The 24923-nt window shown below is 47.8% G+C and carries 17 protein-coding genes, 1 pseudogene and 1 riboswitch; of the genes and pseudogenes, 6 read left to right on the top strand and 12 right to left on the bottom strand.

Going from position 1 to position 24923, the window contains the following annotated elements:
• Positions 1–2: 2 nt before the first annotated feature.
• The 3 genes from BpJC4_RS05825 to BpJC4_RS05815 all read right to left on the bottom strand — a co-directional run bounded on the left by BpJC4_RS05825 (position 3) and on the right by BpJC4_RS05815 (position 4157).
• A complete protein-coding gene (locus BpJC4_RS05825; protein WP_151697636.1) occupies positions 3–1595 on the bottom strand; it encodes an ATP-binding protein in 1593 nt (530 codons plus the stop codon).
• A 325-nt stretch (positions 1596–1920) separates the two neighbouring features.
• On the bottom strand, positions 1921–3174 hold the full coding sequence (locus tag BpJC4_RS05820; RefSeq protein WP_151697635.1) for an ammonium transporter: 1254 nt from the start codon (positions 3172–3174) through the stop codon (positions 1921–1923).
• Between the two features lie 359 nt (positions 3175–3533).
• Positions 3534–4157 (bottom strand): NUDIX hydrolase, encoded by a 624-nt coding sequence (locus BpJC4_RS05815; RefSeq protein ID WP_151679925.1) that lies wholly within the window; start codon positions 4155–4157, stop codon positions 3534–3536.
• Positions 4158–4287: 130 nt separating this feature from the next.
• Between BpJC4_RS05815 and BpJC4_RS05810 the strand changes: the two genes are divergently transcribed.
• Positions 4288–5445, top strand: a complete 1158-nt coding sequence (locus BpJC4_RS05810) for an iron-containing alcohol dehydrogenase (protein ID WP_151679924.1) — start codon at positions 4288–4290, stop codon at positions 5443–5445.
• A 1094-nt stretch (positions 5446–6539) separates the two neighbouring features.
• On the opposite strand, the gene BpJC4_RS05805 is transcribed toward BpJC4_RS05810, so the two are convergent.
• The 3 genes and pseudogenes from BpJC4_RS05805 to BpJC4_RS05795 form a co-directional block, all read right to left on the bottom strand.
• Positions 6540–7943, bottom strand: a complete 1404-nt coding sequence (locus BpJC4_RS05805) for an amino acid permease (protein ID WP_151679923.1) — start codon at positions 7941–7943, stop codon at positions 6540–6542.
• Between the two features lie 1289 nt (positions 7944–9232).
• Positions 9233–9748 (bottom strand): annotated as a pseudogene (locus BpJC4_RS05800) (amidohydrolase family protein); the annotation flags it as partial.
• A gap of 100 nt (positions 9749–9848) precedes the next feature.
• Positions 9849–10316 (bottom strand): PucR family transcriptional regulator ligand-binding domain-containing protein, encoded by a 468-nt coding sequence (locus BpJC4_RS05795; protein WP_253724293.1) that lies wholly within the window; start codon positions 10314–10316, stop codon positions 9849–9851.
• Positions 10317–10513: 197 nt separating this feature from the next.
• On the opposite strand from BpJC4_RS05795, the gene lutA reads away from it, so the two are divergent.
• From lutA to BpJC4_RS05780, 3 genes are read left to right on the top strand one after another with little or no spacing between them, the layout of a single operon-like run.
• On the top strand, positions 10514–11233 hold the full coding sequence (gene lutA, locus BpJC4_RS05790; protein WP_151679922.1) for a lactate utilization iron-sulfur protein LutA: 720 nt from the start codon (positions 10514–10516) through the stop codon (positions 11231–11233).
• A 26-nt stretch (positions 11234–11259) separates the two neighbouring features.
• Positions 11260–12681 carry a LutB/LldF family L-lactate oxidation iron-sulfur protein gene (locus tag BpJC4_RS05785; RefSeq protein ID WP_151679921.1) on the top strand — a complete coding sequence of 474 codons (1422 nt, stop codon included), beginning with the start codon at positions 11260–11262 and terminating at the stop codon, positions 12679–12681.
• A gap of 21 nt (positions 12682–12702) precedes the next feature.
• Positions 12703–13422: a LutC/YkgG family protein gene (locus tag BpJC4_RS05780; protein ID WP_151679920.1), complete on the top strand. Its 720-nt coding sequence runs from the start codon at positions 12703–12705 to the stop codon at positions 13420–13422.
• A gap of 764 nt (positions 13423–14186) precedes the next feature.
• Here BpJC4_RS05780 and bcaP read toward each other — a convergent pair.
• Entirely contained in the window at positions 14187–15596 is a 1410-nt protein-coding gene (bcaP, locus tag BpJC4_RS05775) for a branched-chain amino acid transporter BcaP (RefSeq protein WP_151697634.1), read from the bottom strand.
• Positions 15597–16637: 1041 nt separating this feature from the next.
• On the opposite strand from bcaP, the gene BpJC4_RS05770 reads away from it, so the two are divergent.
• Positions 16638–18029 carry a tetratricopeptide repeat protein gene (locus tag BpJC4_RS05770; RefSeq protein WP_151679918.1) on the top strand — a complete coding sequence of 464 codons (1392 nt, stop codon included), beginning with the start codon at positions 16638–16640 and terminating at the stop codon, positions 18027–18029.
• 323 nt (positions 18030–18352) lie between these two features.
• Here the strand turns inward: BpJC4_RS05770 and BpJC4_RS05765 are convergent, their stop codons facing one another.
• From BpJC4_RS05765 to BpJC4_RS05745, 5 genes are all read right to left on the bottom strand, one after another.
• On the bottom strand, positions 18353–19426 hold the full coding sequence (locus BpJC4_RS05765; RefSeq protein ID WP_151679917.1) for an ABC transporter substrate-binding protein: 1074 nt from the start codon (positions 19424–19426) through the stop codon (positions 18353–18355).
• On the bottom strand, positions 19423–20226 hold the full coding sequence (locus BpJC4_RS05760; protein WP_151679916.1) for an ABC transporter permease: 804 nt from the start codon (positions 20224–20226) through the stop codon (positions 19423–19425). The genes BpJC4_RS05765 and BpJC4_RS05760 overlap by 4 nt, the downstream gene beginning before the upstream one ends.
• A gap of 9 nt (positions 20227–20235) precedes the next feature.
• Entirely contained in the window at positions 20236–21027 is a 792-nt protein-coding gene (locus tag BpJC4_RS05755; protein WP_151679915.1) for an ABC transporter permease, read from the bottom strand.
• Positions 21017–22123 (bottom strand): ABC transporter ATP-binding protein, encoded by a 1107-nt coding sequence (locus tag BpJC4_RS05750; RefSeq protein WP_151679914.1) that lies wholly within the window; start codon positions 22121–22123, stop codon positions 21017–21019. Before BpJC4_RS05750 ends, BpJC4_RS05755 begins: the two co-directional genes overlap by 11 nt.
• A 62-nt stretch (positions 22124–22185) precedes the next feature.
• Positions 22186–22728: a helix-turn-helix domain-containing protein gene (locus BpJC4_RS05745; protein ID WP_172967521.1), complete on the bottom strand. Its 543-nt coding sequence runs from the start codon at positions 22726–22728 to the stop codon at positions 22186–22188.
• Positions 22729–23016: 288 nt separating this feature from the next.
• Positions 23017–23211, top strand: a riboswitch (Lysine riboswitch).
• 101 nt (positions 23212–23312) lie between these two features.
• On the opposite strand from BpJC4_RS05745, the gene BpJC4_RS05740 reads away from it, so the two are divergent.
• Entirely contained in the window at positions 23313–24809 is a 1497-nt protein-coding gene (locus tag BpJC4_RS05740; protein WP_172968277.1) for an amino acid permease, read from the top strand.
• The last annotated feature ends 114 nt before the right edge of the window (positions 24810–24923 follow it).

Below are 24923 nucleotides of genomic sequence, written 5' to 3'. Positions count from 1 at the left end.
CGTCACTCCTCCCCTTTCGGCAAATAGACGGTAAAAACCGACCCTTCCCCGGGGTTGCTGTGGACTTCAATAAATCCCCCCAATTCGGAAACGGCGTGGTCGACATTGGACAGCCCGAATCCCCTCGCAGCTTCTCCCGTTTTCGTCGTAAAACCCCTTTCAAATATACGTCCCAGCATTGTCTGTTCTATACCGGTTCCATTATCACTGATTTCAAAAACAATATCGCTGCCCAAATCTGTCGCAAAAAACAAGACCGTTGGATTTTGCGCTTTTGCCGCTGCTTCAAAAGCGTTATCCAGCAAATTGCCGATAATGACAATCAACCGGGATAAATCGATATATTTTGGAAGCGATTGCAAAGAACTGTTCGGATCGATATCAAAATGGATTTTCTTTTCCGATGCTCTGCCCAGTTTCCCCAGCAAAACCGCCTGGACTTTTGAATCCTTAATATTTTGAAAAACACGGGCATGCTGGTTTTGCAGGCTTGCCGATTCTGCGCGGATAAATTCGACGGCATCCTCATATGCCCCCAACTGCAACAACCCGGAGATGACATGCAGTTTATTTGCGTACTCGTGGGACTGGGCGCGCAGATCTTCCGAATATTTGCGGACTTCGCTCAATGTATTGACCATCCTTTCGATTTCAGACCTGTCGCGGAAGGATGCCACGGCCCCCTGTACTTCCCCATGCTCATCCAGGATCGGGGTACTGTTTACAATCAGCGTCCGGCCTTTCCATACCATCTCCCGGTCCATCTTCGGCCGTTTCGATTCCATTACCTCATAAAAAAAGGAAGCCGGAACCAACTCATCGACTTTCATGCGCCTGACAGAACCGCCAATATGCAGCAAGTTTTTTGCCGGCTGGTTCATTGTGGTCACAAAACCTGCACGGTCAACCGCAATGATCCCTTCTTTTACCGCATGCAAAATCGCCCGTTTTTCTTTGTAAAGTGCCGCAATTTCGTACGGTTCGAGCCCCATTGTGTCTTTGCGGATATCCCGCGCAAGAAGCGCGCTCCCCAATACGGCGGCCAAAAAAGAAAGCAGCGCGACACCCCCGGCTTCTTTCGCACGGTTGTCCATTTGCTCGTGAATGTCTCTCAGCATGAAACCGACCGATACAACACCGATGATTTTCCCGTTCCGGTCACGGATCGGCGTTTTGCCGCGCAGCGACGGGCCGAGCGATCCGTTCGCTTTCGATATGTATGATTCGCCTTTTAAAATCGCCCGCTCATTGTCTCCGCCCACCATTTTCTTTCCAATCCGGTTTTTTAGCGGATGTGAGTAGCGGATGCCTTCCCTGTTGCCGACGACGATAAACTCCGCGCCTGTCTGCATGCGGATTTTTTCCGCAAGCGGCTGGATCGTTTCAGCCGGATTCTTGCTTTGAAACGCATCAATTAACGTCGGCATCGTCGCGACCGTTTTCGCAATCTCCAAAGCGAGGCGGCCGTCCTGAGCTTCAATTTGCCGGCTTTCCATGATCATAAAGTAACTTGCAAGCGTCCCGATAATGAAAAATGACATCAGGAGAACAAGCCCCAATATTTTTGTCTGTAATGAAACTCTTATTCTGCGCATCCCCATCCCCCACAAAACCCTACATGCACTTATTTTACATGATTTTGCAAAAATTTTATAATACTGTGCAAAAAAGGGGCGGTTACATAGCTACAAAAAGCGGTAATCCTGTACGCGTTATGGTATCTCACTGCTTTTTTCACAAAAGAAATTATTTCCAATCTCTATTCATATTGCGTCCGACTTTTGTACGCGTAAACAACAAGGCTGCCTGATTTTTCCCAGTGGATGACAACTGTCCGGCTTTATTACACCAAAAATAAGACTGCCAGGAAATTCCCAGCAGCCCGGAAACAGAACCGGTGTCTCCGGCTCTTTTCTCACATTATTTTGCTGCAGCATGTTCATATGCGACTTCTTCATACGGCTCGCCATAAGCATGTTCGCCGTGCATCGTGATGTCTAGGCCTTTGATTTCAGCTTCTTCATCGACGCGGATCGGCATGAACAATTGGATGGCTTTAATGATGACAAATGAGACAACTGCGACGAAAATGTACGTGGAGACAATGGCGACAAGCTGTTTTAAAACGAGCGTCGGGTCGCCGTAGAACAAGCCGTTCGCGCCGGCTGAATTGACCGCTTTTGTTGCGAACAAGCCTGTTGCAATGCCGCCCCATGTGCCGCCGATGCCATGAATGCCGAATGCATCGAGCGTATCATCGTAGCCGAGTTTCGATTTCAAATACGTGACACCCCAGAAGCAGACGATGCCACCGACCAAACCGATCAAAATGGATGCCATTGGCGTGACAAATCCTGCCGCCGGCGTGATCGCAACCAGCCCTGCAATGCCACCGGAAATGGCACCGGACAAAGTTGGTTTTTTGTTGACGATCCATTCGATTCCGGCCCATCCAATTAAACCGCAAGCCGCTGCAGTATTCGTATTGATAAATGCGTACATCGCAACATCATTTAAAGTTAACGCGCTTCCTACGTTAAATCCGAACCATCCGAGCCACAGGAGACTGCCGCCGAGCAAAACAAGCATTAAATTATGGCGCCCGGTCTCTTCTTCTTTCCGTTTACCAAGAACAAGCGCAAGCACAAGTGCTGCAACACCGGAAGAAATGTGGACAACGTTCCCGCCTGCAAAATCCAGTGTGCCAAGGTTGCGGAGCCATCCGCCAACACCCCATACCCAGTGAGCAACCGGCGCATAAACAAGCACGCACCATAAAGAGATGAAAATCAAGTAAGCCGAGAAACGTAACCGCCCGACAAATCCACCGGAAATAATGGCAATTGTCAAAACAGCGAAAGTCATTTGGAACATCATGAATAAATTATGCGGAATGGTTGCGCTGTAATCCGCATTCGGCTTAAATGTGACATTGTGCAGCCCTGCCCAGCTTAAATCGCCCAGGATCGCGTTGCCGCCTGTGGAAAATGCAAGGGAATAACCGACAAGAATCCATAATACCGAAACAATTCCGAGCGAACCGAAGCTGTACATGGCCGTGCTCAAAACGTTTTTGCTTTTTACCATGCCCCCGTAAAAAAGCGCAATTGCAGGCGTCATGATCCATACCAGCGCTGTCGACACAAACATAAATACTGAATCTGCAGGAACCATTTACCTCTCCCTTTCTTATGTTAGTTTTTTTAACTTGTGTTTGTTATATGAATTATCATATGTGATGTCAGACAATTTTTCAATACTTTTTCTCTAATTTTTTTAAAAATTTTTGTTTTTATTGTAAGGTTTTCTTACAAACTTTTGTGTAACCGATTTTAAACGCAAAAAAGGGCACCACTGTTCGAGTGCCCTTTATCTTAAATGATCGGCGCCGCCCGGATCCGCGGTCATAACCACCGGCCCGACCCTTGCCGAAACGGCAGCCAGAGTCCGCGGAACCGCACAGCCTTCAGACGATCTTATGTTAGACCATCATGATTAAAATATGATGAATGAATCTGGAAAAAACGCTAATGTTAGCAAAAATTTTTCCCAATTGCCTCTATCAATTTCGCATAATATGCGGATTCGTGCGGGGCAAAATCTCCCGGCTGTACGAATTTTTGCACCGGATGCCGCCGCCCGGTTTCATCGATCATAAACCCTTCGACATGCAGGGAGCGGATTTTTCTTTCGCAGTAAGCGGCAAATTCTTCAAGGCTGGCTTTTACGATTCCTGCTACTTCTTCCTTTTGCAGCCGGAAATCTTCCACTTCCCCTGACCATTTATGTAAGAAAATATGACATATTTCACGGTCAATAAAGCCTTCCCTTTCCGTCACGTTCGGAATGGTTCCAACCGGGACCAGCGAATCCATGGAGAGATCCAGCCCCAGTTCTTCTTTCACTTCCCGTATGCCGTCTTCCACGCTTTCATGCGCAAGCAAATGCCCTGCTGCCGTAATGTCGAGCTTATTCGGGAAATCTTTTTTCTGCGGGCTGCGGATTTGGAAATAAATGTGTGCAGCCCCTTTTTCCTGACCGATCAGCCACAGGTGGAAGGTTTCGTGCCACAGCCCTTTCTTGTGGACTTCCGCGCGAGTTGCCGTCCCGATTTCCGCACCATTTTCATCAAAAATTTTCAACCGTTCACTTTCCATCGTATCACTTCCGTTTTTTTCTATTTTACCACGGGATTCTGTCTTCACCATGCAAGCCTTTAAATTAATTGATGCATCCTAAAATGTGGTACAATCTGTCTGTAAAACGCAAAGGAAAGAAGGTTGTTGCATGAACCCATTTACATTTTACAATCCGACTGAATTGATTTTCGGAAAAGGGCAGCTGAATAAGCTGGAAGAGAAAATCGACCAGCTCGGCAAGCGGATTTTGCTTGTGTACGGCGGTGGCAGCATCAAACGTTCAGGGCTTTATGACAAACTGCAGGCTATCTTCCAAAAGAAAGGCTGCAATGTGCTGGAACTGGCCGGCGTTGAGCCGAACCCGCGCCTGTCGACGGTCAAAAAGGGGATTTCCATCATCCGCGAAAACGAACTCGATTGGATTTTGGCTGTCGGCGGCGGCAGCGTCATCGACTGCTCCAAAGCGATTGCGGTGGGCGCCCTGTATGACGGCGATGTGTGGGATTTTTATGAAAGAAAAGCGAAAGCCGAAAAGGCCCTCCCGCTCGGTACGGTGCTCACGTTGGCGGCAACCGGGTCGGAAATGAACCGGGGCTCCGTCGTCACCAATTGGGAAACGAAGCAGAAACACGGGGCAGGCATGACGTTCCCGACCTTCTCGATCCTTGATCCGGAAAATACGTTCACCGTACCGAAAAACCAAACCGTTTACGGCATTTCAGATACGCTTTCGCATGTGTTTGAACAATATTTCTCCCATACGAAAGAAATCCCGTTGCAAACCGGTTTTGCAGAAACAATCATGAAAACGGTCATTGAAAATGCGCGCAAAGTGCTCCAAAACCTTGAAGATTATGATGCGCGCGCCAACTTGATGCTGAGTTCGACATTTGCGCTGAACGGTCTGCTGGCCACCGGCGTTGAAACGGACTGGGCGACGCACTCGATCGAGCATGCGGTCAGCGCCGTTTACGATATTCCGCACGGCGGCGGCCTTGCGATCATCTTCCCGAACTGGATGAAGTACGTTTATAAAGAAAATGTCCCGCGTTTCAAACGGTTTGCTGTGGAAGTGTGGGGCGTGGATCCGGAAGGGAAAACGGATGAAGAAGTTGCTTTGGCCGGCATCGATGCGGTCCGCGCTTTCTTTAACGAAATTGGCGCACCAAGCCGCCTTGCCGATTACAATATCGGGGATGACAAACTTGATGTCATGGCGGAAAAAGCCCTGCCATTCGGCCCGATCGGCAACTTCACAAAACTTACTAAAGAAGATGTTTACGAGATTTTAAAAATGTGTTTGTAATGCGGAAGGATGTCCCCTTTTGGGCGGCATCCTTTTTTAAATGCGGTTTGAATGATGGCGGCGTCTGAAACTGCGATGATTTTTTCTTTTCGGCTTTGCGGAATAAGCGGAAACTAGAGGGAAATTGGCGGACTTCCTCAAGTAATCAGCGGGAAGACCTATTAAATCGGAGGTGCCGCACAAATAATCGGCGCTGGGCAAAAAAAAAGGAGGAAGCGGCACTGAACTTTTGTAAGATTTCCCCTAGAAACGGCGTTATAGTCTGAAACTCCGACCGTTCTCCTCCTCTCTTTTTCCGGAATCAGCGGAAACTCCGGAAATATCGGCGGACATTCCTTGGAAATCAGCGGAAAGGTACAAGAAATCGGCGAAAAGTAGAAAAAAAGAAATGATAGCCGCATCTCTATTAGAAAATAGTTGAAAAACCGGCGGTGAAACTTGAAACAGCAGCCAGTCAGCCTACTCATTTTAGAGGAATCAGCGAAAACTAGAGGGAAATCGGCGAATCTCCTCAAAAAATCAGCGAAAAGGCCAATAAATCAGCGAAAACGCACAAATAATCGGCGCTGGACAAAAAAAGGAGGAACCGGCACTGAGCTTTTGCAAGATTTCCCCTAGAAACGGCGTTATAGTCTGAAACTCCGGCCGTTCTCCTCCTCTCTTTTTCCGGAATCAGCGGAAACTCCGGAAATATCGGCGGACATTCCTTGGAAATCAGCGGAAGGTTCGAAAAAATCAGCGTAAAGGTACAAGAAATCGGCGAAAAGTAGAAAAAAAGAAATGATAGCCGCATCTCTATTAGAAAATAGTTGAAAAACCGGCGGTGAAACTTAAAACAGCAGCCGGTCAGCGTACTCATTTTAGAGGAATCAGCGAAAACATTGAAAAAATCGGCGAATTTCCCCAAGAAATCAGCGGGAAGACCAATAAAATCAGCTGAACCGTACGAGAAATCAGCGAAAAGAAAAAGATCCTCCGCCCCTTTACTAAAATCGAAGGATCCGCAGAAATTTATTGAATTTTCAATCCTATGTCCGAATCGAAGGAAATCCGTCGAGAAGTATTGTCTTCCCGACGGGTTTCCTTACTTTTTGTTAATTCAACACTTCTTTCAATGCCATGTTTTCCCTCATCAGAACCGGGTACAAAACCAATCCTACGATAAACAGCCCGATGCCGAGGAAGAACGTATTTAAATCGGCAGTGCCGGTGATAATCACCCACACTGAATAAACAAGCGCCATCGCGGTCATGATACCATCTGTTATGCGGGTGCGCAAAGTCGTATACGTTTCCCCGGTCAGAACCAGTTTGAACTGGTATATGACCGAAACGAGGTACGGGATCAAGTATGCCAATGTCGCCACAACAATCGCAAAATCATATGCCTCCGAAATCGTACCGGAAACGGTGGAGAATAAGAAGATTTGCGTCATGATATTCGTTACGGTTAGTGAACGGACCGGCGAGCCTTTGCCATTGCTTTTTCCGAAAAGTTCCGGGAACAGCCCGGCTTTCGCCGCCTGGTACGGCACTTCGGAGCTGACAATAATCCAGCCGACCGTTGAACCGAACAGCGAGATCAGCGCCAATGCCGCCAAAATATACTGGCCGTTTGCACCGAGTACCTGCCCGAGCGCATCGACAAGCGGTTTTTGCGATGCGCGCAGTTCAGCTTGAGACAAGGCTCCCATCGTAAGCAGCGTAATGCCGACATAAATGAGCATCGAAATGAGCAGGCCGAGCAGTGTTGCTTTTTTTACATCTTTTTGCGATTTCGCGCGGTTGGAAAGCATGACGGCCGACTCAATGCCGACAAATGCCCATAATGTCGAGATCGCCGCGCCATTGATCTGGCCGCCGAGCGGAACGGCGTTACCCTTTGCATCCACGAAAGCTTTCGCATTGCCGAAGTTGGCGTCATCAAAGGCAAAGACCGTGATGACAATGAACATCATAAAGCCGAGCACTTTTGTCACCGTTGCAACGAGGTTCATTTTCCCGCCGCTGTTAAAATTTTGGGCGAGAATCCACTGGATGCCCCACAGCATCGCCGTACATACAACGAATGTCAGGAATTTCCCAGTTTCCAATTGGAAAGATCCGATCGAAACCATGATTTTCGTGCTCTGCATGATCGGGAAAAAGGTCGTCAAATAGCCGGCAAACGAAATGATGACGGAAGCAGTGGCAGCCCAGTTGGCCGCCCAGTAGCCCCATGCCATGCTGTAGCCGGCGATTCTGCCCGCTTTTTTCGATTTAAACAATGATTGGGCATAGCTTTGCGGCCCTGCTTTTAATTCCGGTTTGCGGATTGCCAGATTTCCGAACACAAGCGCGATCGTCAAGACGCCGAACCCGGTCAGCAGCCATGCCAACGTCGAACCGAGTACGCCCGAAACTTGCGCCAGGTTCGCCGGCAGCATAAAGATCCCACCGCCCACCATATTTCCTACGACAAACATTGTTAACGTCCATAAACCCCATTTTTTATCCATTTATGTCCACCTTCTAGATTGTTCTCATTTCAATTCATGATATTATTTTAACGCATATCTTTAGTTTGATAAAATGGTAAATTGCTAATTGGATAAATAATATATGGGGATTTTTCCGTTATATGGCAATCAAGTAGGAGGAGGTGACTAACCTCCGTCCTCTCACACCACCGTACGTACGGTTCCGTATACGGCGGTTCCATGAAGTCAGTCGGATAGTGATTTGGTATCTCACTATCCGTTATGCTTTTCTGTCTCTCCTTAAACCACTTTAGTTCTCAGCCCTCTCAATGTCTCCCACAGAATTCACCGTTTCTATCCATTGAGTAAGTCCATCTTTGGATTGTCTGCTTCATTGAACAAAGTGAAATTCGAGTTTATTCCACACTCCTTCATGGTTCAGTCCTTCCAAATGAGGAACTACCTTATTTGTACTATGACCTCTGCTGACTTCTGACTGTTCAATAACCTATCACTAGGTTAGTTACCAACTGAGTCGGCATATCAGTCAGACCTCCCTGGGTAAGACTGCACTCTTTCCCTCCACCTATCTGCCTCATTTACGCTGTATCACCTTTGGCAGTACGGACTTTGCTTTGTTACGCAAGCTCATCCAATGATACCTAGCCTTGTATGAGGTTCATGTTCCTCAAGAATCGGAGGTTTGCCGCCCGCTTCCTTCAGATTCCGCATCACTACGAACACCCTTGCGTTAGGCTATCGCTACTACTGCCTTCGCGTTTCGGGACTTTCACCCTATAGCGTGCAGCCATGCTAGGCGCACCGTAGAAAAGCCCGGCAGCACCAGGCTGTCGGGCATTCAATGTTTGCATCATAATGGAAAGGCGGTTTTTTTACATTTTCTCTGTATATGACTCGTTGATGATCGCAAAATTCACGAGACTCCTGCGGGAAAAGCGAGCAAGAAGAGACCCCTCGTGCTGAGGGACGAGCGAGGAGGCTCTCGGCACGTGCGGAAAGCGATTGAATTTCGCGATCATCAACATTCTCAGATAACATTACCTTACATAAAAAAAGGGGTGCCCACTGGTCAATCTACTGACTTTTGGGACAGCTCCCTCTAATTCCTGCAATCACATTTTTAGCGGAAAATATTTTCTTCCTTCCGGCGTACGGCAGTATTGAAAAACCTTTATTTTTTGTAAAGGTGACAGCGGACCCATACACATCTTCCACCGCTTTCGAAATTTTAAATCCATTTTCGAGCAGATGTCAATCTCGGATTTTTCTTGTTTAAATAATTCTGATTCGCGCATGAACCTCCTCCTTTATACAGTGGCTGCAGCCGGGAACTGTAAAATGCCTTCATTGAATTTTTTCCATTTGAGATATTTTCCGCTCCCCGGTTCACCGACAAACTGTTTGTCTTTGATAACGAAATTTCCGCGGCATAAAACGGAGACCGGCTCCCCGATAATTTCCATCCCTTCAAATGCGCTGTAGTCTACGTTCATATGATGGGTTCTCGCGGAAATCACACGCTTCACTTCCGGATCAAAAATCACCAGGTCCGCATCTGCCCCTACTGCAATCGTTCCTTTCTCCGGGAACAAGCCGAACAGTTTCGCCGGCTGGGTGGAAACAATATCGACAAACCGGTTTAACGTCAGGATGCCTTTTTTCACACCTTCAGAAAAGAGAATGCTGATCCGGTCTTCAATAAACGGTCCGACGTTCGAAATTTTCGAAAAATAATTGCGCCCGAGCTGTTTTTTTCCGTTAAAGTTAAAAGAGCACTGGTCTGACCCGAGCGTTTGCAGAATTCCTGCTTTTAAAGCGTTCAATCGTTTGCGCAAACGGCAGCATATCCGGCTGCTCCATATCTCTTTGGGTGCATACAATGATGCCGTAATCCGCATTTTTCCCGAAACCGAATTTGGAAAGTTAGTTCTGGATATGCTCCTTATCCAACCCCGGATTGAAAAGCAGTTCCACGAGGGTTTGCTGTGCGAGGGTCTGCCTGTGTTGTTCCATCATCAAAAACTGCACCGTGATTTTGATCAAATCGGCAACCCTGAGTTCCCAAGGCATTTGAAAAACAGGGAAATGATGCACATCGGCGAACTGAAAGACCTTAAGCGGAATTTCCGGAATATAAGGGCCCGTATTGATGACGATCCCAGCCGCATGCCGCTGGAAAGCAAATTTGACCATCTCCGTTAATTTTTCCGGATCATTTGCCATGCTGATCCCAGTCGTGACAAGCAGCTCGTTCGGCTTGAAAAATTGCGCCCAGTCCACACTCTCCGTCACATTGACCCCCGCCACCGCCCGGCTGATCCCCGCTTTCCCGGAAACAAGCGCAATCCGGCTGAAGGCGGGCAGTTCAACAAGTTTTTCCAACGTCACCATAGTTCCACCCCCTCCGTAAAAAGCATTTATGTTGTATAATGTTTTTCAGTGGTCAAGACTTTCTCAAACGGTAAAATAAAAAGAAAAGGGTTTCATTTCTTGCAAACTCTTTCATTGCCAAGTTTTCACTATAAGGAGTATAATAATATAAATCCGATCATCTGATGATTTATCTAATTTTTAAGAAGGTGAAAACTGTGAAAGTGAGTTTGTTCATCACTTGTCTTGTCGATATGTTTAAAGCGGATGTCGGGAAAGCAATGGTGGAAGTGCTGGAAAGGCAGGGCTGTGAAGTCGATTTTCCAAAAGGCCAGATCTGCTGCGGGCAGCCGTCCTACAATAGCGGCTATTTGGAAGACACAAAGCCTGCGATGAAACAAATGATGAGAACGTTTGAAGACGCCGATTATGTTGTTTCACCGTCGGGCTCGTGCGCGTATATGTTCAAAGAATATCCGAAAATTTTCGCGGGAGACCCGGAATGGGAGCCGAAAGCGAAAGCATTGGCGGAAAAAACGTATGAATTTACGCAGTTCCTTGTGGATGTTTTAAAAGTCGAAGATGTCGGGGCAAGCCTGCACGGCAAAGCCACGTACCATCCTTCATGCCATATGACGCGCCTGCTCGGCGTGAAAGATGCGCCTATGAGACTATTAAAACATGTACGCGGCCTTGAATTTGTCCCACTGCCAAACGCGTTGACATGCTGCGGATTCGGCGGCACATTCTCCGTAAAAATGAGCGAAATCTCCGAGCAAATGGTCGATGAAAAAGTGGAACATGTTGAGGAAACGGGCGCGGACTATTTAATCGGCGGCGACTGCGGCTGTTTAATGAACGTCGGCGGCCGGATGCAGCGAAAAGGGAAACCGATTAAAATCATGCATATTGCCGAAGTCTTGAACAGCAGGGATTGAAAAAACACGGTAAAGGGGTGAAACAAATGGGTTTATCGATCAGTGACCAAAAGTTTAAAAGTAGAGTGGAAGAAGGCATCCGGGACGATTTTATGCGGGGCGCCGTCCGAAGTGCCCAGGAGCGGCTCCAGACAAACCGGCTGGCGGCTGCCAATGAACTGGGGAACTGGGAAGAATGGCGCTCGCTCGGCGAAGAAATCCGCCAGCACGTCTTAAACCATCTGGACTATTATCTCTATCAATTAAGCGAAAATGTTTCGAAACGCGGAGGCCATGTGTTTTTTGCGCAGACCGCTGATGAGGCAAGCCAATATATCAAAGAAGTCGTGCAAAAAAAGAACGCGAAAAAAGTGATTAAATCGAAGTCGATGGTGACAGAAGAAATCGGCTTGAATGAATACCTCCAGGAAGCGGGTTGCACTGTGGTGGAATCCGACCTCGGCGAATACATTTTACAGGTCGGGCAGGACCACCCTTCCCACATCGTCGCGCCTGCCTTACATAAAAACAAAGAACAGATCCGGGACGTGTTCAGGGACCGGTTGGGCTACACGGGGACGGAAAAGCCGGAAGAACTTGCCCAATTTGCGCGTGAGGTGCTGCGCAAAGAATTTTTATCCGCTGAAGTCGGCATTACGGGATGCAATTTTGCGATTGCCGAAAGCGGTTCTGTCGGCCTTGTCACGAATGAAGGGAATGCCGACATGGTCACGACGCTCCCGAAAACGCAAATCGCCGTCATGGGAATGGAACGGCTTGTCCCGACTTTTGAAGAATTTGAGGTTTTGGTAAGCCTGCTGACAAGAAGCGCGGTCGGGCAGCGGCTGACGAGCTATATTACGACAATTACCGGTCCGAAAGAAGAAGGCGATGTCGACGGTCCGGAAGAATTCCATCTCGTCATTGTGGACAACGGGCGTTCCGATATTCTCGGCACCGAATTCCAGCCGGTGCTGCAGTGCATCCGTTGTGCGGCCTGCATCAACGTCTGTCCGGTCTACCGGAATATCGGCGGCCATTCGTACGGTTCGATTTATCCGGGCCCGATCGGCGCGGTATTAAGCCCGCTGCTCGGCGGCTACGACAACTACAAAGAACTCCCGTACGCTTCATCGCTTTGCGGCGCCTGCACGGAAGTCTGCCCGGTCAAAATCCCGCTGCACGAGCTGCTGATTAAACACCGCCAAGTGATCGCGGAAAAAGAAAAACGTTCGCCGGTTGCAGAAAGGCTGCTCATGAAGGCGTTTGGAATCGGCGCTTCGAAACCGGGGCTTTACGGCATGGGGGCAAAAGTTGCTTCTAAAGTCGTCCGCCCGCTTTTGAAGGATGATACGATCCATAAAGGACCGGGGCCGATGAAACCTTGGACCGATGTGCGCGATTTCCCTGCGCCGAACAAAGAAACGTTTCGCGACTGGTTTGAAAAACGCAAAAAAGAAAATCAATAAGGGGGTAAGGAGGCAAGCAAAATGAACGGAACCATCCAAAATCGGGACGCATTTTTAGCGAACATTGCAGGCAAGCTCGGCAGAAAACCAATGGCTTCAGGTGTAAAACGCCCGGATTACAAGCACAAGCCGCAATATGAAGTGTTGCCGCAGGCCAGCAAAGAAGAACTGCTTGAAGTTTTAAGGCAGCAGTCGCTCAACGTCCACGTCGATTTTTTTGAAACAGATGTAAAGGCTTTGCCGGGAAAACTGAATGAAGTAGTTGAACTGTACGGCGGCGGGCCGGTTTCGCTTTGGGATGATCAGCGGTTCGAAACATTCGGCTTAACCCCGCTGATTCAAGAAGGCTGGCCAAAGATGGGGATGGATGTGCATGTGTGGGACCCGGCCATCGGCGAAAAAAATATCAAACTTTGCGAGAAGGCGAATGTCGGCATTACGTTCAGTGATATTACACTCGCCGAATCGGGCACGGTCGTCCTGTTCAGCAGCAAGGAACGCGGCCGGTCGGTGAGCCTTCTGCCGAAAACGTACATCGCAATTGTGCCGAAAAGTACGATTGTGCCGCGCATGACGCAGGCCGCCATCCAAATCCGTGAGAAAATCAAAAACGGCGAAACGGTTCCGTCTTGCATTAATTTTATTACGGGGCCAAGCAACTCCGCCGATATCGAAATGAACCTCATTGTCGGCGTCCACGGCCCGGTAAAAGCGGCTTATCTTGTGGTGAATGATAGGTGAACACCCCCCCCGATTGCAGTGAACGCATTTGCGCAATCGGGGGGTGTTTAATCTGTATTATATTCACCATACTTCATACCAAATGGAAAAAAACTGCAAAAAAAAATCGAGTAGGAGGAGATAACTAACCTCCGTCCTCTCACACCACCGCACGTACGGTTCCGTATACGGCAGTTCCATGAAGTCAGTCGGGTAGTCTCACTGTCCGTTATGCTTTTCTGTCTCTCCTTAAACCACTTTAGTTCTCAGCCCTCTCAATGTCTCCCACGAAATTCACCGTTTCTGTCCACTGAGTAAGTCCATCTTTGGATTATCTGCTTCATTGAACATGGTTCAGTTCAGTCCTTCCAAATGAGGAGCTACCTTATTTGTACGATGACCTCTGCTGACTTCTGATTGTTCATCAATCTATCACTAGACTGGTTACCAACTGAGTCGGCGTTTCAATCACCGGGTAAGACTATTTCCCTCCACCTATCTGCCTCATTTACTCTATATCACCTTTGGCAGTATGGACTTTGCTTTGTCTGGTAAGCTCATCCAGTAATACCTAGCCTTATATGAGGTTCGTGTTCCTCAAGAATCGGAGGTTTGCCGCCCGCTTCCTTCAGATTCCGCATAACTACGGACACCCTTGCGTTAGCTATCGCTACTACTGCCTTCACGATTCGGGACTTTCACCCTATAGCGTGCAGCCATGCCAGGCGCACCAGTAAAACGGACAGCCCACACAGGCTGTCCATTTTTTATTATTGATTTTCTATTCAAGCTGATTTTTTTGTTTCAAGCTGCAGTGCGCTGTGCCTGTAGCCATATGCGAAGTAAACGACCATGCCGATTGCAAACCAGACAACGAAGCGGATCAGCGTTGCCGGCTGGAGCCCCGCAATCAATGTGCCGCAGGCCAGAATCCCCAGGACCGGAACAACCGGAACGAACGGCGTTTTAAACGGGCGTTCAAGATCCGGGCGCTTGTAGCGGAGAACGATCACAGCCGCGCATACGATGACGAACGCAACCAAAGTACCGATATTGGTCAGTTCTGCAACGATATTGATTGGCAGAAAACCTGCAGTCACAGCCGTTACAATCGCAACAAGAATAGTGGAAGTTGCCGGCGTTTTATGTTTTTCACTGACTTTTCCGAAAACTTTAGGTAAAAGCCCGTCGCGTGACATTGCAAATAATACGCGTGTCTGCCCGTACATCATCACAAGCAGTACGGAAGTGATCCCGCAGATCGCCCCGACGGAAACAAGTGCCGCTCCCCAGTGGATGCCGATTTGCTGCAGCGCATAAGCAACAGGGGCAGAAGCAGCTTCCGGTTTGCTGAAAATACTGTATTTTACAACCCCGGTTAAAATGGCAGAAACAACGATATACAGAACCGTACAGATCAATAGCGAATACAAAATTCCGCGCGGCATATCCTTTTGCGGATTGCGCGTTTCTTCCGCGGCTGTCGATACCGCGTCAAATCCGATGTAGGCAAAGAAAATCACTGCGGCACCGGAAATCACGCCTTTGAAACCGAACGGCATGAACGGATGCCAGTTCACCGGTTTGACATGTCCGACTGCCAGTACAATGAACAATAATACAACTGCGACTTTAATGCCGACGATCAGGCCGTTTAAACGCGATGTCTCTTTAACGCCCGAAATCAGGAGCAATGCAATCAAGCCGATGATCAGGATTGCCGGCAGATTTACGATGCCGCCGTCCATCGGTGCAAGCGTCAGTGCTTTTGGCAGGTGGATGCCGATGTTATTCAGCAGGTTTACCGCGTAACCGGACCAGCCGATCGCAACGGCCGCAACCGCAACGCCGTATTCCAGGATCAAATCCCAGCCGATCACCCATGCCCAAAACTCGCCGAGCGCCGCATACCCGTAAGTATAAGCACTTCCCGCTACCGGCACCATTGCCGCAAATTCCGCATAACAAAGAGCGGCAAATGCGCAGGCGAGGCCGGATAAAATAAAGGAAATGACGAGTGCCGGCCCTGAATAGTTCGCCGCAGCCACACCGGTCAAGACGAAAATACCCGTCCCGATAATGGCGCCGATTCCCAGCAATGTAAGGTCCAATGAGCTAAGCGCTTTTTTCAGCCCTTGTTTGCCCTGCGTTTCTTCTACAAGACGAGTGATTGCTTTAGTCTTAAAGATGCTCATGTAGTATCCTCCTAGTAAATTAGTATGATTACATTTTCTATTATACTTTTAACTGAAAATTAATCAATATAAAAATATAATTAAATTATTAAAAATTTAGCATTGTAAGATATTGTTACAACCTGCATTTTATTCCTGCCCATTCACACACTGGAAGGCGGATTTCCCTTGGACCCTTTTGGCCTAATCGTAAAGGTTTCTTGCAAATTGGTGTTATTATTCATCTTTATTTTGTAAACTTTTTTGCAGCCATACGCCCTGATCTTCAGTGTGTCTTCAAAGTATGTGTAAAATATTTCTCGAGGGAAAAATAGGGATCGATCAGCCTGTATACAAGCACTTCATAGGCAATAGGGAATTTGAGCAAGATTTTTAGGTTTTCATATCTTCACCTGGATAAGGGGCAATCCCAAAATCCTTTAAAAGGCTGAGAATACATGATGATCGCTAATTCCTGAGACTCCTGCGGGAAAAGCGAGCAAGAAGAGACCCAGTGTGTTTGAAGGACAAGCGAGGAGGCTCGCGACGCTTGCGGAAAGCGAGTAAATTTCGCGATCATCAAAAAGAGGTGCCCATATTCCCGGTTTAAAGGCTTTTTGGATTGCCCTTATCCAGAGAAGCAAGCAAAGCGCGGTAGCCAAAAGTGTACAAAAAGTGTTCACCGGAGGAACAGCCTACGGGTTAGAAGGTCGGGCAAAAACCTGGGGACGCAGACTTTTTAAGTAGTCAAAGCTACAGAGTGTTCTCAGCGTTAACCCAAATGATCCTAAGACCATTATCTAGGAACATCACGAAACGCCCAAGTCCCAAATTGATGTTTTCGGGGCTCGCCCCGAAAACATCAAAGATTCACTTGTCAAAGAACAATCATTCAACTGGATATTGACTCATTTAGTAGGATCGAAACTTATTATACGAGAGTGTCTGGAAATCACTGATTTTTAAACGATGTCGAGAAAAACTTGACACATACGCCTTAAAACCCTGCCACATGTTTTCCCTTTTTATATGTTATAATCAAACTATCGAGGAGGGGATTTTATGGCAGCCCAATTGACCATTATGGACCATAAGCACACCGTTCAGGCGGAGATCGAAAGGATGGCCGTTTTTTTACAGGGAAAAATCGTCGAGGTTTCAGGGGATGACGGCCGGTTGTGGTACCTCTTTTTTTACCGGAACCAGTATTTAAACGCCATGCCGACAACGAAAATCAAAAGAGGCTCTATTTTGGCCCACGCTTTCCGGGACGGCATCGTGTTTAAAGCACCTGATCCGCTGATCCGCATTCTTTTCCAGGCAAACCGCAACTTTAAGAAAATCAGTTTTGACCACCTCACAGGAAAAATTGAGAAATTGTTTACACCCCATGAAACTGCTTTGATTGCCACATTTTTTGAATCATTTGTCCCAAAACGGAAGCTGTTTGAATATATCCAGTCCATTTTTTATGAATACCGCCGCAACGGGCAATTGCTGCAATGCGCCCGCATTCTCCGCATTTTAACGGACTTTGCGCCGAAGCAAAGCTGGGTCAAACAAATTTCCCGCGATTTGAACTTGATTAAATATGAAAAACTGTACCGAACGGTCTCACCAGAACTGATCCAAAAAGACAGCCTCTATGCCGAAAAAATATTGTATAAGGAAATGAATGACGAAGCGTCTTTTCAAAAGCTGGTTAATCTGCTCCGTTCACAAAACCGCTGGCTGGATGAAACCGTATTGTGGATCCGGAAAATGGAACAGGCGCCATCGGATTCCGGTTACTCCGCCCTGCTGGATCTGCTGGACGGGCATTTGGCAGTACAGGATAAAATGGCCGTGCTGGAAAACCTCTATTCCCGCGCACCCCATTACCAACCGCTGCAGGAAGATTTGCTGGAATATTATCTAAAAATGAAACAGCCGGAGAAATTGATCCCAATGGTCCTCGATCCACAAGTGCAGCTTGGCGGGGAACAAGCCGAAAAAATCTGGAAAATGCTCGCATCATGGAATTTGGATGAAGGTGATGTTGACATTGAACCGCTGAACCGGCTTGCCCCGTTCTTTGCCGGGCACCCTGCACAGGCGGAAACATTCCTGGAAAAATGTATAACCCATCTGTTCCGGAACCGGGATACTTCTTATATAAAAGAATGGCTTCTTCCGTTTAAACAGGCGCTTGGAGCTTTGCCGGTAATCCGGAAAGTGGAACAAATGCACGGAATGGCCGACGACCCCGACCGTCAATCGGCACTCGGGGAACTATACTTTGAGTTTGGGCAGTATGAAAAAGCGATTGAATGTTTCAGCTGGGAAATGGAATTAAAGGGGAACGATCCGAATCCGGTCAAATGGCTGTCAAAAATCTACCATGAGCTCGGCATGCACTCCGAATCGAAAGCTTACCGGAATTTGTATATTGATATGGAAAAAAGAAGGGCGTAATGAGGGGCGGTGCCGACTCAAGACAGGATGGTTGGGGGCCGGATTTAATTTGGAAGGTTGCTACATTGGCTGGCTTGAAATGTCTAATTAGGACCCTCTATGAGACATTTCGGTTCCGGCTCCTCCGACTTTTGTCTAATTTGGACCCTCTATTAGACATTTCTACCGCGGTCCTCCTGTCATTTGTCTAATTGGGCTCTTCTTTGAGACATTCCGGCCGCGGATTTCCCGGCTATTGTCTTTTTCCTGTAACCGTCCTCCAGCCCCAGCCGCTCCCGGTACCCCTCTAAAAAAACTGCCCCGCTCTTTGCGGGACAGCTTCTTTATTTTGTATGCATTTTAAACTCCAAAAAGAGCTCGTTGTACCGGGCGAGATTTTTTTTGCCGAGGTTTTTGTATACTTCCAGCTTTTTCGTCATCGCCACGTCCGGGTAGAAGCGCTTATCGCCTGCGATCGATTTCGGCAGGAGCTTGAGCGCCGCTTTGTTCGGCGTCGAGTAGCCGACATACTCAGCATTTTGCGCGGCATTTTCCGGGTCAAGCATAAAATTGATGAACCTGAGGGCACCGTCCACATTTTTCGCTGTTTTCGGAATGACCATATTGTCAAACCAAAGATTCGAGCCTTCGCTTGGCACGACATAGTTCAGTTTTTTGTTTTCCGACATGATCTCTGCCGCATCGCCGGACCATACGACGCCGATCGAAGCTTCCTCGTTTGCCAAAAGCATCTTGATTTCATCGCCGACGATCGCCTTCACATTCGGCATCAGACGATCAAGTTTCGCTTTTGCCTGCTCCAAATGTTTTTCATTTGTATCGTTCAGCGAGTAGTGCAGGCTGTTGAGGCCCATGCCTATCACTTCGCGGGCGCCGTCCACAAGCAGGATCTCATTTTTCAAATCTTTGTCCCACAAATCATTCCAGCTTGTGATTTTTTTGCCGCCCAGCATGCTCGAATTGTACACAATCCCGACCGTGCCCCAGAAGTAAGGAACGGAATACTTATTTCCCGGGTCAAACGATAAATTGAGAAACCGCGGGTCAATATACTTTAAGTTTGGCAATTTAGAATGGTCGAGCGGGATTAAAAGGTGCTCTTTTTTCATTTTCTCTATCATATATTCAGACGGGACCGCAACATCAAACGTCGTGCCGCCCTGAGAAATTTTTGTCATCATCGCTTCGTTGGAATCGAAAGTTTGGTAGATGACTTTGATGCCGGTCTGCTTTTCAAATTTTTTGATCAAAGCCGGGTCGATATAGTCCCCCCAGTTATAAATCGTCAAAGTGTTGCCGCCGGCGTAGCCTTCCGTTTTATTCAAGCGGACCGTGAGAAACTGCAAGGCAAGCGCGACAACGAGAACCGCGGCGAAAGCGCGCACCAATTGTTTCATTTTCTTACCCCCATTCCGTTTGTGCGGGCCTGACGCTGATTAATCAGGTAGTACCCGATCACAAGGATTATGGAGAAGAAAAAGAGCAGCGTCGACAATGCATTGATTGTCAGCGAAATCCCCTGGCGCGCCCGCGAATAAATTTCAACGGAAAGCGTGGAGTAGCCGTTGCCCGTGACGAAAAAAGTGACGGCAAAATCATCGAGCGAATACGTCAGGGCCATGAAAAAGCCGGCAAAAATCCCCGGTGTAATATACGGGAGAATGACTTTTGACAACACGTCCCACTGGCTTGCCCCGAGGTCGCGCGCCGCATCGATCAAAGTCGGGCTCATTTCCTGCAATTTCGGCAGCACCATCAGCACCACAATCGGGATGCAAAAAGCGATGTGCGAAATCAAAACGGATGTAAACCCAAGCTTGATCCCCGCAATCGTAAACAAAATCAGGAAAGATGCGCCGATAATGACATCCGGGCTGACAATGAGCACATTATTGAAAGACAGCAGCGTGTTTTTCGTCCTTCTTCTTTTCACAAAGCGGATGGCGAGGGCCCCCATCACGCCGATGACGGTCGAAATCGCGGAAGCAAGAAGCGCAATGACAAGCGTATTGATGACAATAATCATCAGCCTTGTATCGTGGAACACTTCTTTATACCATTCCCAGGTGAAGCCGGTAAAATCATGCATATTGCCGGCCTTATTAAATGAATAGTACATTAAGTAGAAAATCGGCGCGTAAAGGACAATAAAGACGAAGATCAGATAAAGGTTTGACAGTTTCCATTTTCTTTTCATGTTCACCCCTCACTTCCGATTTCCTGTCAGGATCATGATGATGACCATCGCAATGATCAAAAAGACGGCAATCGCAGAACCCATACCCCAGTCCTGCGTGACGAGGAAATGCTCTTCAATCGCAGTGCCGAGCGTAATGACGCGGTTTCCGGCAATCAGGCGCGTAATCATAAAGAGCGACAGGGACGGGATAAAAACGGCCTGGCATCCCGATTTGACGCCGTCCAACGTGAGCGGAAATACGACGCGGCGGAAAGTGGTCCATCTCGATGCCCCGAGGTCGCGCGCCGCATCAATAAATACCGGATCCAATTCTTCCAGGGCGTTATAAATCGGCAAAATCATAAACGGAATAAAAATATAGGTTGAAACAAATAAAAAGCTGAAATCGGTAAATAAAATCTGCTTTTGCCCGATGCCGATAAACTCCAAAAATGAATTGGCCGGGCCGAACGTGCCGAAAATGCCGAGGAACGCATATGCTTTTAACAGCAGGTTGATCCATGTCGGCAAAATGATAAGCAACAGCCACAGCTGCTTATGCCGGGATTTTGTCAAAAGATACGCGGTCGGATACGAAATGAGCAGCGTAAAAGCCGTAATTAAAAATGCGTACCAAAAAGAATTCAGCGCCATTTTCAAATAAACGGGCGTGAAAAATTTTTCATAGTTCACAAGTGACAAATGGCCTTCAATATCAAAAAAAGAATAATAGAGAATGAGCAGAATCGGCGCCACAACGAAGAGGACAATCCACAGCACGTACGGGACGAGGTATAAATTCCGCGCGTTAATTTTCATGACCCACCTCTTCGTACGTTTCCAGGCGTTTGTCAAATTCCTCTTCCGTTTCGCCGAATCTCATGACGTGGATCGCTTCCGGGTCGAAATGGAGCCCTACCCATTCCCCAACTTTTGCTTTTTTCGTGGAGTGGACAAGCCACTCATTCCCCTCTTCGTCGTAGCAGCAAATTTCATAATGTACGCCGCGAAACAGCTGCGTATCGACTCGCACTTTCAATTTCCCTTTTTCCGGGCTTGTCATTTCCAAATCTTCCGGGCGGATGACAATTTCAACCGGCTCGTTTTTGTCAAAGCCGCGGTCGACGCACTCAAACTGCCGCCCGTTGAATTCGACAAGACAGTCGCGGATCATCTTGCCCGGGAGGATATTCGATTCGCCGATGAAATCCGCGACAAAGCGGTTGATCGGTTCATCGTAAATATCGGTCGGCGTGCCACTCTGCTGGATTTTTCCATTATTTATGACAAAAATCTCATCACTCATCGCCAGCGCCTCTTCCTGGTCGTGCGTGACAAAAATAAAGGTAATGCCGAGTCGGCGCTGCAGTTCTCGCAGTTCGTACTGCATCTCCGTCCGCAGTTTCAAATCGAGGGCGGAAAGCGGTTCGTCCAGCAAAATCACTTCCGGTTCATTGACGATCGCGCGCGCAATGGCCACGCGCTGCCGCTGCCCGCCCGACATTTCGCTGATTTCCCTGTTTTCATAGCCTTCGAGATTCACAAACTTCAGCGCTTCTTTTACTTTTTGGTCAATGGCGGCCTGCTTCATTTTTTTAATGCGCAGCCCGAATGCGACGTTTTCATACACATTTAAATGCGGAAATAAGGCATAATCCTGGAAAACGGTGTTCACCTGGCGCCGGTCGGCCGGCACATCGTTGACAATTTTTCCGTTAAAGTAAATATTGCCATTTGTCGGCCCTGTAAATCCGGCAATCAGGCGCAGGATCGTCGTTTTCCCGCATCCGGACGGGCCGAGCAAGGTGTAAAATTTTCCGCGTTCAATTTCAAAACTGACATCGTCCAAAACGGCGGGATCGTCATCGTATTGCTTGGTGACATGTTCAAAACGAATGATGATATTGCTGTCCATCGCTGTCCTCCTCTTTGTTTTTACAGATGATTAACGGATACGGGCATCACCAGGCAAAATGCTTACAGGTAAGATTCCGTGGCAACAAGCAGGAGCCTTGACCGCCCGTTTGCACCATTCACGATCTGGTGCTCATCCGACGCATGGTAGTAAATGGCCTCACCCGCTTTTGCACGGTATATGCGTTTGCCAAGCCTCACCATAATCCGGCCTTCCAACACATAAGCAAATGTCTCCGATAAAGAAGGCTCAAATGTTTTAAATTCCCCTTTTTCCTCGAGCGTCAACAAAATCGGTTCCATTTCCTTTTCATTGGATTCCGGCACAAGCCACTGGATTTTGTAGCCGCGCTCTTCATCCGCATAATCGGTCTGGTCGTCTTCCCCGTATACAACTTTCTGCTCGCGCTCTTCCTCATCGAAAAATTCTTTCGGAGTGCAGCCAAGCACTTCCAAAATATTGAAAAATGTGTCGATTGACGGTGAACTCAAATCTCTTTCCAGCTGTGAAATATAACCTTTGCTTAAGTCGGTACGTTCCCCCAGTTCTTCCTGGGTCAGGCCTTTTTTCAACCGTAAATTTTTAATCTTTTTGCCTATTTCCATCATAAAACCTTCCATACTGTTTAACATTTGTAAACTTCTAAACAATAAAGTTTTACAAAAGTAAACTAAAAGTTTACTATCAACTGTATTATACAAAAAAGCACTTAAATGTCCAGCAATTTTTATGTGGGGCTATTTGATAAGCGGATCCCTCACGGACAACGACAATCTTTTAACAGAGCCTTCTCTCCGGCAAAAACAGCCTGGCAATCCTTCCCTATTGATTTTCCGTCAAAAACGAATATAATAAAAATAGTACTTCAATTGAATAAAAATCCTCATCAAATCCGGTGAGGTAGAGGTCGCAGCTTTTATGAGTAAGTTGGGTGAGACACGGGTAAAGTTAAGGACCCCGATTGAAAGGAAAAGCTGCCGAAATGTGGCGGAGGATCCCGGACCGCCATGTTGGGGCTGTTTCCGAACAGGAACAGAACTGTCACATATGCGCTAATCCTCTCGCATATGTGTTGAGCTATCTACGGAAGGTATGATGGAGGGTATATGCGACATGCCGCTGGTCTCCACGACCGCGGCATTTTTGTTTATTCCCTGCTCCTTCCCATCACAAAAAGGAGTGTATCAACATGGATGACATCTATAAAGGGCAAAGCACTGCAGCCGGAACAGGACCGGTTGCCATTCCGAAAACAGGAGAAGTTACGGAGCTGAAACGGAAGTTAAAATCCCGCCACCTGACGATGATTTCGCTCGGCGGATCGATCGGGACGGGGCTGTTTTTGGCAAGCGGCGGCGCGATCCACAGCGCAGGGCCGGGCGGAGCGCTTTTGGCCTATTCGTTAATCGGCGTCATGGTGTTCTTTTTAATGACAAGCCTCGCGGAAATGGCGGCGTATATGCCGGTTGCCGGGACATTCAGCACGTATGCGACAAAATTTGTGGACCCTGCATTGGGATTCGCGCTCGGCTGGAATTACTGGTACAACTGGGCAATTACGATTGCGGCCGAATTGTCGGCGGCCACGATTATTATGAAGTTTTGGTTCCCGCACACGCCTTCCATTGTATGGAGCGCGGCATGCCTTGTCATTATGTTTTTATTAAATTACTTGTCTGTAAAAGGATTTGGGGAAGCGGAATACTGGTTTTCCATCATTAAAGTCGTGACCGTGATCGCTTTTATCGTGGTCGGTGCTTTGATGATTTTCGGCATTATGGGCGGCAAAGCGATCGGCTTCCACAACTTCACTGTCGCAGACGGCCCGATCCACGGAGGATTTTTGGCCGTGCTCGGCATCTTTATGGCAGCCGGCTTCTCTTTCCAGGGAACGGAGCTGCTCGGAGTTGCGGCCGGCGAGAGCGTGGAACCGAAGAAAACGATTCCGCATGCGGTGAAATCCGTGTTTTGGAGAATCTTGCTCTTCTATATTTTGGCGATTTTTGTCATCGGCCTGTTGATCCCGTTTACGGATTCGAAATTAACGGCCGACGACATTACGATGAGTCCGTTTACGATTGTGTTCCAGCGCGCCGGGGTTGCGTTTGCGGCGTCGGTCATGAATGCGATTATTTTAACCGCCGTGCTATCCGCCGGAAACTCCGGCATGTATGCTTCAACGCGGATGCTTTGGGATTTGGCACGTGACGGAAAAGCGCCGAAATTCCTCGCGAAGCTGAATAAACGCGGCGTCCCGGTAAATGCTTTGATTGTCACTTCCCTTGTCGGCACGCTGGCATTTCTCGCTTCCTTTTTCGGCGACGGGGCAGTGTACAACTGGCTGCTGAACGCATCCGGCATGTCCGGTTTTATCGCATGGCTCGGCATTGCCATCAGCCATTACCGTTTCCGCCGCGCTTATGTCGCGCAAGGAAAGGATTTAAATGATCTTCCTTACCGTTCGAAATGGTTCCCGTTCGGCCCGATTTTCGCGTTTACCGTTTGTGCGCTTGTCATTCTCGGCCAAAATTATTCCGCATTTTTAGGTAGCCACATTGACTGGAAGAGCGTGCTTGTCTCTTACATCGGACTTCCGATCTTTATCGCTGTGTGGCTCGGCTATAAATTTGCGAAGAAAACAAAAATGGTTTCGTTGCAGGAATGCGATTTGAGAAGAGAACAATAATGTTGGTAAAAACCCGCGGGAAGGTACCGCGGGTTTTTTTGCGGAGCAACCCGGACCTACATATTATAAAAATCAGAAGGTTATCATTTTATATAATAATAGAAAATTATTTTT

The sequence above is a fragment of the Weizmannia acidilactici genome (genome assembly GCF_008974185.1).
Lineage (GTDB): Bacteria > Bacillota > Bacilli > Bacillales > Bacillaceae_C > Weizmannia > Weizmannia acidilactici.
This window is presented reverse-complemented; position numbering and strand designations above follow the sequence as displayed.

Excerpts from the sequence above, each read along its gene's own strand:
- BpJC4_RS05755 (WP_151679915.1), bottom strand. The coding sequence starts at position 21,027 with ATGAAAATTAACGCGCGGAATTTATACCTCGTCCCGTACGTGCTGTGG.
- BpJC4_RS05820 (WP_151697635.1), bottom strand. The coding sequence starts at position 3,174 with ATGGTTCCTGCAGATTCAGTATTTATGTTTGTGTCGACAGCGCTGGTA.
- BpJC4_RS05760 (WP_151679916.1), bottom strand. The coding sequence starts at position 20,226 with ATGAAAAGAAAATGGAAACTGTCAAACCTTTATCTGATCTTCGTCTTT.
- bcaP (WP_151697634.1), bottom strand. The coding sequence starts at position 15,596 with ATGAGCATCTTTAAGACTAAAGCAATCACTCGTCTTGTAGAAGAAACG.
- BpJC4_RS05795 (WP_253724293.1), bottom strand. The coding sequence starts at position 10,316 with ATGGTGACGTTGGAAAAACTTGTTGAACTGCCCGCCTTCAGCCGGATT.
- BpJC4_RS05765 (WP_151679917.1), bottom strand. The coding sequence starts at position 19,426 with ATGAAACAATTGGTGCGCGCTTTCGCCGCGGTTCTCGTTGTCGCGCTT.
- BpJC4_RS05805 (WP_151679923.1), bottom strand. The coding sequence starts at position 7,943 with ATGGATAAAAAATGGGGTTTATGGACGTTAACAATGTTTGTCGTAGGA.
- BpJC4_RS05825 (WP_151697636.1), bottom strand. The coding sequence starts at position 1,595 with ATGCGCAGAATAAGAGTTTCATTACAGACAAAAATATTGGGGCTTGTT.
- BpJC4_RS05745 (WP_172967521.1), bottom strand. The coding sequence starts at position 22,728 with ATGGAAATAGGCAAAAAGATTAAAAATTTACGGTTGAAAAAAGGCCTG.
- BpJC4_RS05815 (WP_151679925.1), bottom strand. The coding sequence starts at position 4,157 with ATGGAAAGTGAACGGTTGAAAATTTTTGATGAAAATGGTGCGGAAATC.
- BpJC4_RS05770 (WP_151679918.1), top strand. The coding sequence starts at position 16,638 with ATGGCAGCCCAATTGACCATTATGGACCATAAGCACACCGTTCAGGCG.
- BpJC4_RS05780 (WP_151679920.1), top strand. The coding sequence starts at position 12,703 with ATGAACGGAACCATCCAAAATCGGGACGCATTTTTAGCGAACATTGCA.
- BpJC4_RS05810 (WP_151679924.1), top strand. The coding sequence starts at position 4,288 with ATGAACCCATTTACATTTTACAATCCGACTGAATTGATTTTCGGAAAA.
- BpJC4_RS05740 (WP_172968277.1), top strand. The coding sequence starts at position 23,313 with ATGGATGACATCTATAAAGGGCAAAGCACTGCAGCCGGAACAGGACCG.
- BpJC4_RS05785 (WP_151679921.1), top strand. The coding sequence starts at position 11,260 with ATGGGTTTATCGATCAGTGACCAAAAGTTTAAAAGTAGAGTGGAAGAA.
- BpJC4_RS05750 (WP_151679914.1), bottom strand. The coding sequence starts at position 22,123 with ATGGACAGCAATATCATCATTCGTTTTGAACATGTCACCAAGCAATAC.